The 15,417-nt window shown below is 64.3% G+C and carries 19 protein-coding genes; 13 read left to right on the top strand and 6 right to left on the bottom strand.

The window, feature by feature from the left end; all coding sequences use genetic code 11:
- Nucleotides 1–9 precede the first annotated feature (9 nt).
- From XH91_RS12555 to XH91_RS12530, 6 genes are all read left to right on the top strand, one after another.
- The gene (locus tag XH91_RS12555; protein WP_128950894.1) at nt 10–1,296 is read left to right on the top strand and encodes an NAD(P)/FAD-dependent oxidoreductase; all 1,287 of its coding nucleotides are present in this window, start codon (nt 10–12) and stop codon (nt 1,294–1,296) included.
- Nucleotides 1,293–1,736: a thioredoxin TrxC gene (gene trxC / locus XH91_RS12550; protein WP_128950893.1), complete on the top strand. Its 444-nt coding sequence runs from the start codon at nt 1,293–1,295 to the stop codon at nt 1,734–1,736. Before XH91_RS12555 ends, trxC begins: the two co-directional genes overlap by 4 nt.
- Before the next feature lie 28 nt (nt 1,737–1,764).
- Nucleotides 1,765–1,968 carry a YgaP family membrane protein gene (locus XH91_RS12545; RefSeq protein WP_128950892.1) on the top strand — a complete coding sequence of 68 codons (204 nt, stop codon included), beginning with the start codon at nt 1,765–1,767 and terminating at the stop codon, nt 1,966–1,968.
- 38 nt (nt 1,969–2,006) lie between these two features.
- A complete protein-coding gene (gene ccoG / locus XH91_RS12540) occupies nt 2,007–3,446 on the top strand; it encodes a cytochrome c oxidase accessory protein CcoG (protein ID WP_128950891.1) in 1,440 nt (479 codons plus the stop codon).
- Nucleotides 3,447–3,465: 19 nt separating this feature from the next.
- Nucleotides 3,466–3,954: a DUF6789 family protein gene (locus XH91_RS12535; protein ID WP_128950890.1), complete on the top strand. Its 489-nt coding sequence runs from the start codon at nt 3,466–3,468 to the stop codon at nt 3,952–3,954.
- A 107-nt stretch (nt 3,955–4,061) separates the two neighbouring features.
- Nucleotides 4,062–5,255, top strand: a complete 1,194-nt coding sequence (locus tag XH91_RS12530) for a GNAT family N-acetyltransferase (RefSeq protein ID WP_128950889.1) — start codon at nt 4,062–4,064, stop codon at nt 5,253–5,255.
- Here XH91_RS12530 and XH91_RS12525 read toward each other — a convergent pair.
- Nucleotides 5,233–5,898, bottom strand: coding sequence for a DsbA family oxidoreductase (locus XH91_RS12525; RefSeq protein ID WP_128950888.1), 666 nt, complete (start codon nt 5,896–5,898; stop codon nt 5,233–5,235). The genes XH91_RS12530 and XH91_RS12525 overlap by 23 nt on opposite strands.
- 66 nt (nt 5,899–5,964) lie before the next feature.
- Entirely contained in the window at nt 5,965–6,786 is an 822-nt protein-coding gene (locus tag XH91_RS12520) for a helix-turn-helix domain-containing protein (RefSeq protein ID WP_128950887.1), read from the bottom strand.
- 100 nt (nt 6,787–6,886) lie between these two features.
- On the opposite strand from XH91_RS12520, the gene XH91_RS12515 reads away from it, so the two are divergent.
- Entirely contained in the window at nt 6,887–7,117 is a 231-nt protein-coding gene (locus tag XH91_RS12515) for a hypothetical protein (RefSeq protein ID WP_128950886.1), read from the top strand.
- Between the two features lie 45 nt (nt 7,118–7,162).
- Nucleotides 7,163–7,561 (top strand): hypothetical protein, encoded by a 399-nt coding sequence (locus XH91_RS12510; protein WP_128950885.1) that lies wholly within the window; start codon nt 7,163–7,165, stop codon nt 7,559–7,561.
- A 91-nt stretch (nt 7,562–7,652) separates the two neighbouring features.
- Here XH91_RS12510 and XH91_RS12505 read toward each other — a convergent pair whose 3' ends face one another.
- From XH91_RS12505 to XH91_RS12495, 3 genes are all read right to left on the bottom strand, one after another.
- Complete coding sequence (locus XH91_RS12505) at nt 7,653–8,219, bottom strand: SET domain-containing protein (protein ID WP_128950884.1); 567 nt, start codon at nt 8,217–8,219, stop codon at nt 7,653–7,655.
- A 166-nt stretch (nt 8,220–8,385) separates the two neighbouring features.
- Nucleotides 8,386–8,832 (bottom strand): DUF6321 domain-containing protein, encoded by a 447-nt coding sequence (locus tag XH91_RS12500; RefSeq protein ID WP_245477313.1) that lies wholly within the window; start codon nt 8,830–8,832, stop codon nt 8,386–8,388.
- Between the two features lie 215 nt (nt 8,833–9,047).
- Nucleotides 9,048–9,788 carry a TetR/AcrR family transcriptional regulator gene (locus tag XH91_RS12495; RefSeq protein ID WP_128950882.1) on the bottom strand — a complete coding sequence of 247 codons (741 nt, stop codon included), beginning with the start codon at nt 9,786–9,788 and terminating at the stop codon, nt 9,048–9,050.
- A gap of 105 nt (nt 9,789–9,893) precedes the next feature.
- Here XH91_RS12495 and XH91_RS12490 point away from each other — a divergent pair, with 105 nt between their 5' ends.
- From XH91_RS12490 to XH91_RS12470, 5 genes are all read left to right on the top strand, one after another.
- Complete coding sequence (locus tag XH91_RS12490) at nt 9,894–11,291, top strand: carotenoid oxygenase family protein (RefSeq protein ID WP_128950881.1); 1,398 nt, start codon at nt 9,894–9,896, stop codon at nt 11,289–11,291.
- Nucleotides 11,292–11,419: 128 nt separating this feature from the next.
- On the top strand, nt 11,420–11,902 hold the full coding sequence (locus tag XH91_RS12485) for an MAPEG family protein (protein WP_164938279.1): 483 nt from the start codon (nt 11,420–11,422) through the stop codon (nt 11,900–11,902).
- Nucleotides 11,903–11,977: 75 nt separating this feature from the next.
- Entirely contained in the window at nt 11,978–12,550 is a 573-nt protein-coding gene (locus tag XH91_RS12480) for a hypothetical protein (protein WP_128950879.1), read from the top strand.
- Nucleotides 12,551–12,563: 13 nt separating this feature from the next.
- Nucleotides 12,564–13,118, top strand: coding sequence for an inner membrane-spanning protein YciB (locus XH91_RS12475; RefSeq protein ID WP_128950878.1), 555 nt, complete (start codon nt 12,564–12,566; stop codon nt 13,116–13,118).
- A 108-nt stretch (nt 13,119–13,226) separates the two neighbouring features.
- Nucleotides 13,227–13,523: a hypothetical protein gene (locus tag XH91_RS12470; protein ID WP_128950877.1), complete on the top strand. Its 297-nt coding sequence runs from the start codon at nt 13,227–13,229 to the stop codon at nt 13,521–13,523.
- Between the two features lie 128 nt (nt 13,524–13,651).
- Here the strand turns inward: XH91_RS12470 and XH91_RS12465 are convergent, their stop codons facing one another.
- On the bottom strand, nt 13,652–15,307 hold the full coding sequence (locus XH91_RS12465) for a fumarate hydratase (protein ID WP_128950876.1): 1,656 nt from the start codon (nt 15,305–15,307) through the stop codon (nt 13,652–13,654).
- Nucleotides 15,308–15,417: the final 110 nt, after the last annotated feature.

The raw sequence follows: 15,417 nt of genomic DNA, 5'->3' as shown, positions 1-15,417 counted from the left end.
GAGGTAGCCATGGCGGAAGTTGTCGTAATCGGAGCCGGCCTGAGCGGAACGCTCATGGCCTATGAACTGCTACCGCAGCTGAGACCGGACGATCGTCTCAGCGTCGTCGCACAAGGCGCGGTCTATCACTTCGTCCCATCCAATCCCTGGGTCGCGGTCGGCTGGCGCAAGCGCGACGAGATCGAGATCGATCTTGCGGATATCATGAAACGCAAGGGCGTGCAGCTTTTGACGCAGGGTGCAAAGCGTGTCCACCCAACCGAGAACCGGGTCGAGCTCGGCGACGGCACGTCGATCAACTATGACTATCTGGTCGTCGCGACCGGGCCTGAGTTCGCGTTCGACGAAATTCCGGGCCTTGGGCCTCAGGGTCATACCCAGTCGATCTGCCACGTCGACCATGCTGCCCGCGCCCGCGAAGCCTTCGAGAAGCTTGCCGCGAACCCTGGGCCGGTGGTGATCGGCGCGGTTCAGGGCGCGTCCTGCTTCGGGCCGGCCTACGAATTCCTCTTCATCCTGGAAACCGAGCTGCGCAGACGAAAACTGCGCGACAGGGTACCGATGACCTTCGTCACCTCCGAACCCTATATCGGTCACCTCGGACTGGACGGCGTTGGCGACACCAAGGGCCTTCTCGAAAGTGAATTGCGCGAGAAGCATATCAAGTGGATCACAAATGCCCGCGTCGATCGTATCGACGAGGGCGTCATGTCGGTAGAGGAGTTTGCCGACGACGGCACGTCCCGCAAGGCACACGAGCTACCCTTCGCCTATTCAATGATGCTGCCCGCCTTTCGCGGCGTCGAAGCAGTGCGCGGCATCGAGAAGCTGACCAACCCTCGCGGCTTCGTCATCGTCGACAAGCATCAGCGCAACCCGACCTTCTCCAACATCTTCGCCGTCGGTGTCTGCGTGGCGATCGCACCGGTCGGCGCAACCCCGGTGCCGGTCGGCGTGCCCAAGACCGGCTTCATGATCGAATCCATGGTGACGGCTACCGCGATGAACATCGGTGCCCTGCTGCGTGGCAAGAATCCGACCTCGGTGCCGACCTGGAACGCGATCTGTCTCGCCGACTTCGGCGATTCCGGCGTCGCCTTCCTGGCGCAGCCCCAGATCCCCCCGCGCAATGTCAACTGGTCGTCCAAGGGTGAATGGGTGCATTACGCCAAGGTCGCCTTCGAAAAGTATTTCCTGCGCAAGATGCGGCGTGGCGAGAGCGAACCGTTCTACGAGCGCTTCGTCCTCGACAAGCTCAACATCTCAAAGCTCAAGGAGGTCAAAACGGGCACATGAGCACGACACGCCAGATCGTCTGTGGAAGTTGCGGGCGCATCAACCGCCTGCCTGCCGACCGCGCGCCGCAGGGCGCGCGCTGCGGCGCCTGCCATCAGCCGATGTTCACCGGTCATCCGATCGAGGTGGACGAAGAAGCCTTCGGCCGCCACGTCGCCAACAACGACATTCCCGTGCTCGTCGATGTATGGGCGCCATGGTGCGGCCCATGCCGCGCCATGGCGCCCATGTTCGAGCGCGCCGCACAGCAACTGGAGCCGAAGGTCCGGCTATTGAAGCTCAATTCGGACAACGCGCCCGCGCTGTCGTCGCGCCTCAACATCAGCGGCATTCCGACTCTGCTGCTGATGGACGGAGGCCGCGAGATCGCCCGCCAGGCCGGAGCGATGGACGCGCGAAGCATCGTCGCCTGGACCGAAGCCGGTCTGACCCGTTCGTAACGAGACCTTATTTGAAAAGGAGCATGCCATGAATGTCGATCGAGCCGTTCTCGCCTTCGCTGGATTCGTCGTCCTGCTGGGGCTTGCACTGGGCACCTATGTCAATGCGTATTGGTACCTGCTGACGGCCTTCGCGGGGCTGAACATGTTGCAGGCCTCGTTCACGGGCTTCTGCCCGGCAGCCATCGTATTCAAGAAGCTGGGGCTGAGCAGCGGCTGCGCGTTTTCCTGAACGTGCGGATGGCCGGTTGTGATGCGGGGGAATTTGCCATGACTGACGATACCTTCATCGAGGGGCCTCTCTACGAGAAGCGCAAGAAGGTGTATCCACAGTCTGTGCACGGCCGGTTCCGCCGCATCAAATGGGCGATCCTCTGCGTCACGCTCGGAACCTACTACTTGCTGCCCTTCGTGCGCTGGAATCGCGGGCCCGGCCTGCCCGACCAGGCCGTGCTGATCGACCTTCCGCATCGCCGCTTCTATTTCTTCTTCATCGAGTTGTGGCCGCAGGAGGTGTATTATTTCACCGGCCTCCTCATCATCGCGGCGATGACGCTGTTCCTGATGAATGCGGTCGCCGGCCGGCTGTGGTGTGGCTACATGTGCCCGCAGACGGTGTGGACCGACTTGTTCTACGCCGTCGAACGCTGGGTCGAGGGCGACCGGCGCGAGCGCATGCAGGGCGACAAGCGCTACTGGACGTTCGATCACGTCCGCAAGGTCGCGCTGAAGCACTTTCTCTGGATCATGATCGCCTGGTGGACCGGCGGCGCGTGGGTTCTGTATTTCGCAGACGCTCCGACACTGGTGAAGGATCTCGCCACCTTCCAGGCTCCCATTATCGCCTATCTCTGGATCGGCATCCTGACCGCAACGACCTACCTCTTCGCCGGCCACGCCCGCGAGCAGGTCTGCATCTACATGTGCCCCTGGCCGCGCATCCAGGCGGCGCTGACCGACGAGTGGGCGCTCAACGTCACCTATCGTCGGGACCGCGGCGAACCACGCATGTCGGTGAAGAAGGCCGAAGCCGTCCGCGCCCATGGCGATCTTGCCGGCGACTGCGTCGACTGCCACCAATGCATCAATGTCTGCCCGACCGGCGTCGACATCCGCCACGGCATCCAGCTCGGCTGCATCCAGTGCGGCCTGTGCATCGACGCCTGCGACAACGTCATGCGCGAGATCGGCCGGCCCGCCGGCCTGATCGGCTACGACACCGACATCAACATGCAGCGCCGCCGCGACGGCAAGGCGCCGATCTACCGCCTGATCCGCGCGCGCACGGTGATTTATGCCGCGGCCATCGCCGTCGTCGGCAGCGTCATGCTCTATGCTCTCGCGACACGCAGCACGATGAGCATCAATGTCCTGCACGAGCGCAATCCGCTGTTTGTACAGCTCGCCGACGGTGGGGTACGCAACGACTATACCGTTCGCATCCTCAACAAAGGCATGGCGCGATCATTCGCGATCGAGGTCTCGGGTTTGCCGGATGCGACGGCGCGCATCGCCGGCATCGAGCGCCAGCCGGACGGCCGGCTGATCGTCGAGGTCGGGCAGGACCAGACCCGAGAGATCAGGATGTCGGTGCAGGTTCCTCCAGCGCAATTGCCGAAGTCGGCTGTCGATGTCGAGATCGGGTCGACCGATGTTGCGAGCGGACAGACGGTGACCGCCCGCGACCATTTTATACCGGCCGATCGATGATGGACCCAGCGAAAGGGCGATGCATCAGATAGAAGCCCATAAGGTCTGGAAATCCATCGCGGCCGGCCTGTGTGGCAACGCCGCCCACAGCACCGTCATGTTCTTGAAGCGCTGGATGCAATGGCTTCCGACTTTTCACCCCTACCGGGACCTTCAGCATGGCCTGAGCGATTGGCTCGGCGGCGCGGTCCACCCGACCGTGCCCTGGGCCATGTCCTTCGTTAATGGCACTTTCGTGCTCGGCATCCTTTTCCGGTCCACCTACCACCTGCTGCCTGGCCATAACGCGATCGTGAAGGGATTCGTCTTCGGCATAATTGGCTGGATCGCGATGGGATTGCTCTACTTTCCGATTCTGGGAAGAGGACCATTCGCAGCGCGCCTGGAGCTCGGCGTACTTCCCGCAGCGTTCTCTCTCGCGATGGTGCTCGCCTATAGCATGTTCATGGGTATCGCCTTCTCCTTGCTGCACTCCGAGCCGGGCCGCCTGTGGTCAACGAACGGTTAACACTACCGCTCGAATTGAACGCGCATCCCAACGGTATCTTCCAATCTTTGCGCTAAGCATGACGGCGTAACGCCGGCTGATGTCGGCGTGAACGGGGACGACGGGACGTGGTCGACATCGCGCACCAGGCTGCGATCAATCCGGCATCGGCAAAGGATGCAACGCCCGCGCTCGTCCCGCTGGAAGCGATCGAGCCTGGCCAATGGCGCGCGCTGGCGCAGCGGGCGGTCGAGCCGAACGGCTATTATCTGCCCGCCTGGGAGCTCGCCGTCAGCGCAACCGCGCGCGGCCGCATCGGTGCTTCGGCCCTGTCCGTAACCGCAGGCTCCTCGACGCGACTGATCGGGCTCATGCCGGTGGTCTCGCTCTGGCATGCCCTCAAAATCCCCCTGCCCGCACTGGTGAGCGCGCATCCCTATGGCACGCTGTGCAGCCCGCTGATCGACCGCGACGTGTCGGCCGAGGCCACGGCACGCCTGCTGCAGCGGGCGCGCGAAGCTGGCGCGCATGCGCTGGTTCTGCGGGACGTCGCGCTTGATGGCGCCGCAATGGGCTCGATCAAGGAAGCGCTCGGCCGGGCCGGCCTGAAGCCGCGCGGGCTCGGCTTCCACCTCCGTGCCAGCCTCGATGCGACGCAGGATGGCGACAGGCTGCTGCACGAGGCGCTCGGTGCCAAGAAGCTCAAGGAGCTGCGCCGGCAGCGTCGTCGCCTGGCGGAGCACGGCGCGATCAGCTTCGAGGTCGCGCGCAAGGTCGACGAGATCAAGCCCGCGCTCGAAACCTTCCTGCAACTCGAAGCCGGCGGCTGGAAGGGCAAGCGCGGCACCGCGCTGCTTCAGGACACGGGCGATGCGACCTTCATCCGCCGCGCCGTCCCCGCGCTTGCCGAGACCGCGCAATGCGAGATCGTCTGCTTGCGCGCCGGGACGACGCCGGTGGCAGCCGGCATCGTGCTGCGCCACCAGGATCGCGCCTTCTTCTTCAAGCTCGGCATCGACGAGCGCTTCGCAAAATATTCACCGGGCGTGCAGCTCACGCTCGACCTGACGCGCCATTTCTGCGCCGATCCCACCATCGCGAGTGCGGATTCCACCGCGAGCGCCGACCATCCCATGATCAACCCGATCTGGCGCGACCGCCTTGCGATTGGCGATGTGCTGATCCCGCTGCGACGATACGACCCGATGGTGGCGCTCATTCACGCGGCGCTCATCACGCGTGGCTACGCACGCGCGGCAGCGCGCCGCGTAGTCCACCTGCTCCGCAAACGAACCGAGGCTACTCCGCCGCCTGCGCGTTGATCTCCGCCGACACCTGGCGGATGGCGCGGGCGAGCAGGTTCGGATCCTGCGCGCCGGAAACGGCATATTTCTGGGCGAAGACATAGGTCGGCACGCCGGAGATGCCCTTGTCGGCGGCCTCCTGCGCATCGGCCGACACACGCGCGACGTCCTCGTCGGTGGCCAGGCGTTTGCGCACGTCGTCGGCATCGAGCCCGACATCGGTGGCCGCCTGCACCAGCACGTTCACGTCGGTGAGATCGCCACCGTCGCGGAAATACAGCTCCATCAGGCGTTGCTTCATCTCGGGCGCCTTGCCGATCGCCTCGGCCCAGAGGATCAGGCGATGGCAATCGGTCGTGTTGGGCTGGCGTGCGACCAGCTCCGGCTTGTAGACGAGCCCCTCCTCGCCTGCCGCCGTAACGACGCGGCCGGCAATGCTCTTATAGGCCTCGACCGAGCCGAACTTGGTGGTGAGGTAATCCTCACGGCTGATGCCCTCGCGCGGCACCCAGGGATTGAGGAAGAACGGACGGAAGTTCAGCTTGACCGGAACGTCGGGCACGAGCGCGAGCGCGCTCTCGATCCGGTGCTTGCCGATATAGCACCAGGGACACACCACGTCGGAGACGACATCGATCTGGAGCGGTTTGAGGGTGCTCATGAGCGCCTCCTTCGGGCGATGCGGTTTTGTCGGAAGATAAGCCGAACACCGCCCGAGGCAAGGGCGCTAAACCAGATTTGCTGCCGCCTGCTTCAGCCAGGCGGCGGTGCGCTCGTCGGCCGGAAAGAACGTCTCCAGCGCAAGCTCCGACAGGGTGATGTCGACGGGCGTGCCGAACACCATGGTGGTGGAGAAGAAACTTAGTATCCCGCCGTCATGCCGAAGCTTGAAGGGAATCGCGACATGATCGCCCGACAGCGGGCCCGCGCGCGCCGGAATCGGATAGCTCTTGAGGTCGTGATAGAGCTTGACGAGCTCCGGATCGGCCGTCGCCTCGCATTGCCGGTGCAAACGCTCGAGCAGATGCGCGCACCATTCCGCGAGATTGACCGTGCGTGGCGCCAGTCCCTCGGGATGAAAGGCGAGCCGGAGCACGTTGAGGGGCTGCGCCAGCAGCCGCTCCGGGATGCCGGCGAGCAGCGGCGCAACCATGCGGTTGGCGGAGACCAGGTTCCAGTGCCGGTCATAGGCCAGCGCCGGATTGGGCTCGTGCGCCTTCAACACGAGGTCGATCGCCTGACGGGCTGACTTCAAGGCGGGATCCTCCAGCGGGCGCTGCGGGAAGGCCGGCGCAAAGCCCGCGGCAACCAGCAGCACGTTGCGTTCGCGCAACGGCACATCGAGGCGCTCGGCGAGTCGCAGCACCATGTCGCGCGAGGGCGCGGCGCGGCCGGTCTCGACGAAACTCAGATGCCGAGCCGAAATCTCGGCTTCGCCGGCGAGGTCGAGCTGGCTCATGCGGCGGCGCTGCCGCCATTCGCGCAAATGATCGCCGATATGGATCGGCTGGCTGGGTTCGGCGCGTGCCGTGGATGCATGTGCGTTCATGGTCCAAAACCTATCATGCGCATTTCACCCCTTCCATTACCCGCGAGGTAATCGAATTGGGCCCCTGACCAGCGCATCTTCCTGGGCACAGGAGATGACCATGATCGCGCTGCTGCTCTACCGCACCCTTGCAGACCACCTGCTTCCCTGGGCGATGACGTTCGCGACCCGGATGCTGGCGCGCAGCCTCAACATGCCGGAGCCGCTGGTTCATTCGACCGGCGACTATGTCGTCGCCCATGTCACTGCCTTCGAGCACAGCGTCGGCAGAAGCCTCTGCCCGTCCCGCCTCGGCGGCCTGCTCCGCGCCTGGTGGCGCAGGAGGCCTTGAGTTCCCACAAGCCTACCCAAGCCACCCCAACCATGGAGACCTCTAATGATCGACGCATCCAGCTTCCTGCGCCGTGCCCTGCTCGCCGACGCCGTCTTCAGCGGCGTTTCCGCGCTCGGTTTGACTTTCGGTGCAGCTGCATTCGCCACACTGTTCAGTCTGCCCGAGGCGCTGCTGCGTGAAACCGGCCTGTTCCTGATCGTCTACACCGCGCTGGTCGGCTGGCTTGCTTCGCGCACAATGGTACTGAGGCCGCTGGTGCTGCTGGTCGTCGTCGGCAACGCCGCCTGGACGGTCGGCAGCATTGCGCTGCTGTTCTCCGGCGCGGTGTCGCCGAACTTCGCCGGCGCGCTCATGGTCGTGGCGCAGGCGATCGCGACGGGTGTGTTCGCCGAGCTGCAATATGTGGGCTTGCGAAAGAGCGGGAGTGCGGTGGCTGCGTGATGCTCTCGTGTCCCGGACGCGCAGCGAAGCGCCTAGCAGCCTGAGGACCAATCAGGGACTGGTGCGAAAGCCGGCGGCCGTCGCGCGCAAGCTACGCCTTCGCGCGGCCGACCTTGCCGGCAAAATGCTTGCCGTTCAGCTTCTTCTTTTTCGCCGCGGTGGTTTTCGCGCCGGCCTTCTGGGCCTTGCGCTCCGCGCGGGCCTTCACCTTGGCGCGCTCGGCACGGGCCTCGGCACGCTGCTTCTTGCGCTTGTTTTCACAGGACGGACACTTGCAGCCGATCGGCTTCAAATAGGCTTTGAAATAATCGGTGCCGTAGTCGTAGTTGATCTCGTCGCCCGGCTCGATGTTCTTGATGGCGCGGATGAACACTTTCCGCTCACGCGGGCGCACGTCGGATTCCGCATTGGGCCGGCACGAATGGTTGATATAGCGGGCGAGGTTCTTGCGCACCGAGCCGTCAATGGTCCAGCGGCCGTTGAGCTCGAACAGGTATTTGTTCTCGATCTCATCCTGCCCGGGAATCCGGCAGTCCAGGATCGGACCGAAATAACGGATGATCCTTGTGCCCTTCTTGATCGGCATGGTGGCGAAGAGGCCAAGTCCGGTCTTGGAACGGCCGACGCGATAGGCTTTGCGGGGAGCGATGGCTGGCATGATCAAGTGTAATGAGGACGCGGACGAGGCTGCTTGAGCCTGAGCGAAGCCGCTCTTCTAGAACGATTCCGCGCCGCTGTCAGGCCTATCCCGGTAAGGTTTGATGCTTGCCCACAGTGAAGAATGTGCAAGGACGTGAGTTCCGCGGCATCTCGCATGTCGCATGTCACCGGCCTGCTTCCTTGATACGCCGATAGCGCGCCAAGAGACGCTCGCCCTTAGCCGCGATGCGGCGCGCGGCTGCCACAGTCTTCGGCACCGGTTCGCCCCAGGCATGAGCCGACAGGGCATGCCGCGTCGGCCGGCCCTTGGCATCGACCAAAGGCGGCAGCTTCGCCCGACCGTAGAAGCGCACCGCCCAACTGCCCTTGCGCCGCATCTCCTGCGGCGTCATCTCGGAGGCTCGCTTGGTGACGCCGGGGCGCAAATGCGCACCCTGCTTGCGAGCGAAGGCTTTGCGGCCTGCCGCGGTCAGGCCGCCGCGCGGATCCTTTTCTTGCGTCGACGCACGGCGCTTGCGCGCCTTTGCGGTCTTGCGGGCGGCGCTCTTGCGCGCCTTTCTCGCCGGTGACGTCCTGGAGGATTTCGCCTTGGTGGTCTTCTTCGCTGCCATGCGCATGTTGTCCACGAGATTGGGATAGCGGCGGCCAGCGCGGCGCGCACTCGCCTTTGCTGCCGATTTTTGCGCGGAGGTAAGATGTTTGGACGTCTTGCCCGCCCGTTTGCGCGGATTTGGACGCTTCCAGGGTGCGCGAGGTAATCTTGCCATGGGGCCTCAACGCCCAAGCATGGCGAGGGTTCACAACGAATTGCGGGCGTTTCGTTCGATCAGGTATTGGTGGGCAGCCGTCCAGCCACCGTCGACTTCAGGATCGCTTCCAGGAGTTGCTCAGCCGTCGTGCCCGCGGGCAGCCGCTCCAAAATATCCTCGAGCCGTCCGTCCAGCAGCAGCATGGTGAAGCCGTGCACCATCGACCAGGCCCGCGCGATGGCGGCGCCCTGCTCGATGGTCAGCGCGTGGCCACTGATCGGCTCCTGCCGCATCGCGCTGATGGCATTGGCAAGGCCGGCAAAGGAGGATTCCGCGGCCTCGTGCAACGACGGCCTGGAATAGTCGAGGCGCTCGGTGCGGAACATCAACCCGTACATGCCGGGATGCGCCTGGGCATAGGCGACATAGGCCTTGGGCCGCGCCAGCGCGCGCTCCAGCGGCGAGGTCGCCGCGTCACAGGACGCGGCCATCGCCGCATTGAACTGGCGAAAGCCGATTGCCGCGAGTTCGCTGACGAGCCCGGTGAGATCGCCAAAATGGTGGGTCGGGGCGGCATGCGAGACGCCGGCCTCGCGTGCCACCGCGCGCAACGTCAGCCCGGCCAGCCCATCGCGCTCCAATACCCGTTCTGCCGCCTGAAGCAGCGCCTCGCGAAGGGCGCCGTGATGATAGGGCGTCTCCGTCTTCGCAGCCGTCGGGCGGCGCGCTGGACGAGACGCCTGTGATGTCTTTTTGGGGCTGCGCGGACTACGCGCCGTTGCACCCTTGGTGTCGCCCTTGGTGTTGCTCTTGGCCATTTGCAAGCTATATGACGCAATATTGACAGTGTAAAGATTTCACTTGACGGAAGCCGCGCCTGGCCCTATGGATCTTTACGATGTAAAGATAGGGAGGCATACGCCGTGCACCAGGACGCCGTCGCCGAGCGCCGCAACAATATCGCGCCGATCCCGTTCGAGGCGGACGCGCCTTTCCTCAAGATCGTCGGCGAATTGCCGCGCGAGCTGAACGGCACGCTCTACCGCAACGGCCCCAATCCGCAGTTCGATTCCCCCGGCGCGCACTGGTTCGTCGGCGACGGCATGCTGCACGCCTTTCATCTCGAAGACGGGCGCGCCTCCTACCGCAACCGCTGGGTCCGCACGCCGAAATGGCTCGCCGAGCACGATGCCGGCCGCGCGCTGTTCGGCGGATTCGGTCGCAGGCTGCCGGATGCGCCGCAAAACCTGACCGATGGCGGCGTCGCCAACACCAACATTATCTTCCATGCCGGCAAGCTGCTCGCGCTCGAGGAAGGACATCTGCCGACCGAGATCGAGCCCGGCACGCTGGAGACGCGCGGCTATTGCAATTACCAGAGCCGTCTCGCCGGTGCCTTCACCGCGCATCCGAAGGTCGATCCTGTTACGGGCGAATTGGTGTTCTTCGGCTACAATGCCGCGGGCCCGCTGACGCCTGCCCTCTCCTACGGATCGATCGATGCAGGCGGCAAGGTGACGCGCTTCGAGCGTTTCGAGACGCCCTATGCCAGCATGGTGCACGACTTCATCGTCACCGAAAATCATGTGCTGTTTCCGATCCTCCCGATATCAGGCAGCATGGAGCGTGCAATGAGCGGCAAGCCGCCCTATGCGTGGGAGCCTGAGAAAGGCGCCTATGTCGGCGTGATGAAGCGCAACGGCGCGGCAAGGGACATCGTCTGGTTTCGCGCGGAGGCCTGCTACGTCTTCCACGTCATGAATGCGTGGGAGGACGGCGACCGCATCATCGCCGACGTCATGCAGTTCGAAGAGGCCCCGCTTTTTCCGCATCCCGACAGCCGGCCGACGGATCCGGAGAAGTCGCGCGCCCGCCACTGCCGCTGGGCTTTCGACCTCTCTGGCAAGACCGACCGCTTCCAGCAGACCTATCTGGACGATATCACCGGCGAATTCCCGCGCATCGACGATCGCCGCGCCGGCTTGAAGAGCCGTCACGGCTGGTACGCCTGCGCCAATCCGCGGCTGCCGATGTTTGGCGCATTGTCAGGCATCGTTCACGTCGACGGCACCGGCAAGCGGCTCGGCCAGTATCTGCTCCCGGCGGGCGACACCATCTCCGAGCCTGTGTTCGTCGAGCGATCGAAGGATGCGGCGGAAGGCGACGGCTGGTTGCTGGCGGTGGTCTGGCGCGCGCGAGAGAATCGCAGCGACCTCGCCGTGTTCAATGCCACCGACATCGAAGCCGGCCCCGCCGCGCTGGTGCAGCTCGGCCATCGCGTGCCTGACGGCTTCCACGGCAATTGGGTGGGAGCGGCGTAATAACTCCCAGTCATTCCGGGGGACGCGAAGCGTGAGCCCGGAATCCATCAGGCCACAGAGACTGTCTCACCATGGATTCCGGGTTCGCGCTTCGCGCAACCCGGAATGACGGCAAGAGGAGACTTCGCATGCACGTCCCCGCGATCACTGCGAACTACCTCGCCATCCTCGCGCTGATCTACGTCGCGCTCGCGTTGCAGGTCATCCGGCTGCGACGAAGCAGCAAGGCGCCCTTCAGCGACGGCGGCAACGAAAACCTGCGCAGTGCGATCCGGGCGCATGGCAACTTCATGGAATACGTCCCGATCATCGCGCTGATGGTGGCGCTTCTGGAGATGTCGGGCGCGTCGCCCTTGCGCATTCACCTCTTGATGGGCGCGCTTCTGCTGTCGCGGCTGCTGCATCCGCTCGGCATGTATGCGACGCCGGGCTCGCTCCGATTCACGATCTGCCGCGTCGGCGGCATTGTCCTGACCATCGGCCTTCTGGTGTCCTGCGCCCTGACCATCCTGTCGCGCCTGCCCTGGGCCGCCATGGCCGACGAACTGTCGAACCAAGCCGTTGCGACAATTGAGTTTTTACAGGTCGTTCACGTCATTTTGACACTGTAAAGATTTCGCTTGACCCAGCGCCGGCGCTGAACTATCAATCTTGACATCGTAAAGATTGGTGCGACCGAGGCATCCATGACGATCTTCCTGATCCTTGCCCCCTACGGCGTCTACACGGCCCTGATGTTCATGACCTCGGCCATGGTGGCCGTGTTCGCGGGCTCGGCGATCTGTCTCGCAACGATCGCAATCGACGTCGTGCGCGGCCGCTCGGTGAAGATCCTGGCCGCGGGCTCGGCGATCCTGTTTGCAGGCATCGGCCTCTTCCTCGCACTGCACCCCACGCTCAGCGCGCTCGGCGTCAAGCTCTCGGTCGATATCGGAATCTTCGTCATCTCGCTCGGCTCGATGCTGGCGCGCCGGCCCTTCACGCTGCAATACGCGATCGAATCCGTTCCGGCCGAAACCGCGGCTATGCCCGGCTTCCTCACCGCCAATTACATCATCACCGCGGCATGGACCGTCGCCGCCTTGCTGATGATGCTCGCCAACATCGTGCTGCTCTACTTCCCCGGCCTGCCGGTCTGGTCGGGCCTCGCCGTCGCCTTCGCGGCCCGCAACAGCGCGATCTACTTCACCAAATGGTATCCCGAATATCGGCAGATCAAGTATGGTGCGCCTGAAGGCGCGCTGCCGGAAGCCCAGTGAGACAGGACCGACAATGAAGGACGTATTCGCCCGCCTCGCCTCCGACTTCCTCTCGGCCATCGTCTTCCTGGTGATCTATCTGATCACCGACAACGTCATTCTCGCGACGTCGGTGGCGATAGCGGGTGCGGTCGCGCAGGTGATCTATGCCCGCGTCAAGGGGCGCGAGCTCGGCTACATGACCTATGCGAGCCTCGCGCTCGTCATCGTGCTCGGCACGGTGACGCTGCTCACCAACGATCCCCGCTTCATGCTGGCCAAGCCCGCGATCGCGCATTTCGCGATCGGCGCGATCATGCTCAAGCGCGGCTGGATGCTACGCTACATGCCGCCGATGGTGGTCGAGACCGCGCCGGAATATGTCACCGCTGCGGGCTATGCCTGGGCCGCGCTGATGTTCGCCCTCGGCGCCGGCACGATCATCGTCGCCTGGACCGGCGATCTGAAGCTGTGGGCCTTCTATATCTCGGTGATCGCCGGCGGCGCCAAGGTTTTGGCCTTCGCCGTGCAGTACGTGGTGTTTCGGCTTGTCGTCACCAGCCGCCGCCGCGCCGCCGCCCGCGCTTGATGGCCGCTCACGTCGGGTTAGGCGCGCGCGCCGAGTTGCGCTATAGGCTCAGGCTTGGACTGGCTGCGGATCGTCGTAGCCCGCCGGGATATTGTTCGGGAGACGCGAATGGCCGTGGACGGCAACTGGAATCTGACCATGACGACGCCGATGGGCGAGCGCCAGGCGACGCTGAGCCTGAAGGAAACGGGCGGCACGCTCACGGGCACGCAGGGTGCGGACGGCAATACCGCCGAGATTTTCGACGGCACCGTCAACGGCGACAGCGTCTCCTGGAAAGTCTCGATCACCAACCCGATGCCGCTGACGCTGGAATTCAGCGGGAAGGTCGCCGGCAACAACATCAACGGCGAGATGGGCATCGGCCCGATGGGCAGCTTCCCGTTCACCGGCGCAAGGGCGTAAGGCTCGTCTCCCGGACGCGGCGCGGCGTGTAACGCTGCTCCGCAGAGCCGGGACCCATGCTGCGCGACAATGGACCCCGGATCAGCAGCGCAGCATTTCATGCCGCGTCGCGTCCGGGGAAAGTAGCCTCAACCCAAATTCAACTCCTTGAAGAAGTCGTTGCCCTTGTCGTCGATGATGATGAAGGCCGGGAAGTCGACGACTTCGATGCGCCAGATCGCCTCCATGCCGAGCTCGGGATATTCGAGCACCTCGACCCTCTTGATGCAGTGCTCGGCGAGGTTCGCCGCCGCGCCGCCGATCGAGCCGAGATAGAAGCCGCCATATTTCTTGCAAGCCTCACGCACGGCCGGCGCGCGGTTGCCCTTGGCGACCATCACCATGGAGCCGCCGGCGGCCTGGAACTGGTCGACGAAGGAATCCATGCGGCCCGCCGTGGTCGGTCCGAACGCGCCGGAGGCGTAGCCCTCGGGCGTCTTGGCGGGGCCGGCGTAGTAGACCGGATGGTTCTTGAAATAGTCGGGCAGCGGCTCGCCCTTCTCCAACCGCTCGCGCAGCTTGGCATGCGCACTATCGCGTGCGACGATCATCGTGCCGCTCATCGAGACCCGGGTCTTGATCGGATACTTCGAGAACGTCGCCAAAATATCCTTCATCGGCTGGTTGAGGTCGATCTTGACGACCTCGCCGCCGAGCGCCTCTTCGACCTGCGGCAGATATTGCGCCGGATTATGCTCGAGCTCCTCGAGATAGACGCCGTCCTTGGTGATCTTGCCGAGCACCTGGCGGTCGGCCGAGCAGGACACGCCAAGCCCGATCGGCAGCGAGGCACCATGGCGCGGCATGCGGATCACGCGGACGTCGTGGCAGAAATACTTGCCGCCGAACTGCGCGCCGACGCCGAGCGACTGCGTCATCTTGTGGATTTCCTTCTCCATCTCGACGTCGCGGAAGGCGTTGCCGTCGGGCGAGCCGTGGGTCGGCAGCGCATCGAGATAGCGGGCGGAGGCGAGCTTCACCGTCTTCATGCAGAGCTCGGCCGAGGTGCCGCCGATCACGATCGCGAGGTGATAAGGCGGGCACGCCGCGGTGCCGAGCGTGAGAATCTTTTCCTTCAGGAAGGCGAGCAGCCGGTCCTTGGTCAACACCGAGGGCGTGGCCTGAAACAGAAAACTCTTGTTGGCGGAGCCGCCGCCCTTGGCCATGAACATGAACTTGTAGGCGTCGTCGCCCTCGGCATAGATCTCGCACTGCGCCGGCATGTTGTTGGCGGTGTTCTTCTCCTCGTACATCGACAAGGGGGCGACCTGCGAGTAGCGCAGATTGCGGCGCAGGTAGGCATCGCGCGCGCCTTCCGACAGCGCCGCCTCGTCCTCACCGTCGGTGATGACGTTGCAGCCCTTCTTGCCCATGATGATCGCGGTGCCGGTGTCCTGGCACATCGGCAGCACGCCGCCGGCAGCGATGTTGGCGTTCTTCAAGAAATCCAGCGCGACGAACTTGTCGTTCGGGCTGGCCTCACCGTCCTCCAGGATCGCGCGGAGCTGCTTCAGATGGCCGGGGCGCAGATAGTGATTGATGTCGCCGAAAGCCGCTTCCGACAGCGCCCGCAGCGCCTCGCGCGACACCACCAGCATGTCTTTCCCCAGGACCTTCTCGACCCGGACGCCCTCGGACGAAATCTTCTTGTAGGGCGTCTCGTCCTTGCCCAGCGGGAACAGCGGGGTGTGCTTGTAGGGCGGGACGGGTTTTGAGGCGTCGGGGAAGGCGGTGGGAGCGTTCATGAGCGATCTCGGGTTTTGCAGCCCTCTCGGGCCTCTAAGCATAGAAGCTTTCTAAGCTTTTTTGCCACAAAGGGAAGGCGTCCTGGTGCGGCCCGGCATCCCGATTCGGT

Source organism: Bradyrhizobium guangzhouense (genome assembly GCF_004114955.1).
Lineage (GTDB): Bacteria > Pseudomonadota > Alphaproteobacteria > Rhizobiales > Xanthobacteraceae > Bradyrhizobium > Bradyrhizobium guangzhouense.
The sequence above is the reverse complement of the archived record's forward strand: the minus strand, read 5'-3'. Positions and strand labels throughout refer to the sequence as shown.

Bases quoted from the DNA above. Each gene is read 5' to 3' on its own strand.
- XH91_RS12535 (WP_128950890.1), top strand. From the start codon at position 3,466: ATGCATCAGATAGAAGCCCATAAGGTCTGGAAATCCATCGCGGCCGGC.
- XH91_RS12505 (WP_128950884.1), bottom strand. From the start codon at position 8,219: ATGCCAGCCATCGCTCCCCGCAAAGCCTATCGCGTCGGCCGTTCCAAG.
- XH91_RS12555 (WP_128950894.1), top strand. From the start codon at position 10: ATGGCGGAAGTTGTCGTAATCGGAGCCGGCCTGAGCGGAACGCTCATG.
- XH91_RS12495 (WP_128950882.1), bottom strand. From the start codon at position 9,788: ATGGCCAAGAGCAACACCAAGGGCGACACCAAGGGTGCAACGGCGCGT.
- XH91_RS12545 (WP_128950892.1), top strand. From the start codon at position 1,765: ATGAATGTCGATCGAGCCGTTCTCGCCTTCGCTGGATTCGTCGTCCTG.
- XH91_RS12520 (WP_128950887.1), bottom strand. From the start codon at position 6,786: ATGAACGCACATGCATCCACGGCACGCGCCGAACCCAGCCAGCCGATC.
- XH91_RS12510 (WP_128950885.1), top strand. From the start codon at position 7,163: ATGATCGACGCATCCAGCTTCCTGCGCCGTGCCCTGCTCGCCGACGCC.
- XH91_RS12485 (WP_164938279.1), top strand. From the start codon at position 11,420: ATGCACGTCCCCGCGATCACTGCGAACTACCTCGCCATCCTCGCGCTG.
- XH91_RS12470 (WP_128950877.1), top strand. From the start codon at position 13,227: ATGGCCGTGGACGGCAACTGGAATCTGACCATGACGACGCCGATGGGC.
- XH91_RS12515 (WP_128950886.1), top strand. From the start codon at position 6,887: ATGATCGCGCTGCTGCTCTACCGCACCCTTGCAGACCACCTGCTTCCC.
- XH91_RS12500 (WP_245477313.1), bottom strand. From the start codon at position 8,832: ATGGCAGCGAAGAAGACCACCAAGGCGAAATCCTCCAGGACGTCACCG.
- XH91_RS12475 (WP_128950878.1), top strand. From the start codon at position 12,564: ATGAAGGACGTATTCGCCCGCCTCGCCTCCGACTTCCTCTCGGCCATC.
- ccoG (WP_128950891.1), top strand. From the start codon at position 2,007: ATGACTGACGATACCTTCATCGAGGGGCCTCTCTACGAGAAGCGCAAG.
- XH91_RS12525 (WP_128950888.1), bottom strand. From the start codon at position 5,898: ATGAGCACCCTCAAACCGCTCCAGATCGATGTCGTCTCCGACGTGGTG.
- XH91_RS12480 (WP_128950879.1), top strand. From the start codon at position 11,978: ATGACGATCTTCCTGATCCTTGCCCCCTACGGCGTCTACACGGCCCTG.
- XH91_RS12465 (WP_128950876.1), bottom strand. From the start codon at position 15,307: ATGAACGCTCCCACCGCCTTCCCCGACGCCTCAAAACCCGTCCCGCCC.
- trxC (WP_128950893.1), top strand. From the start codon at position 1,293: ATGAGCACGACACGCCAGATCGTCTGTGGAAGTTGCGGGCGCATCAAC.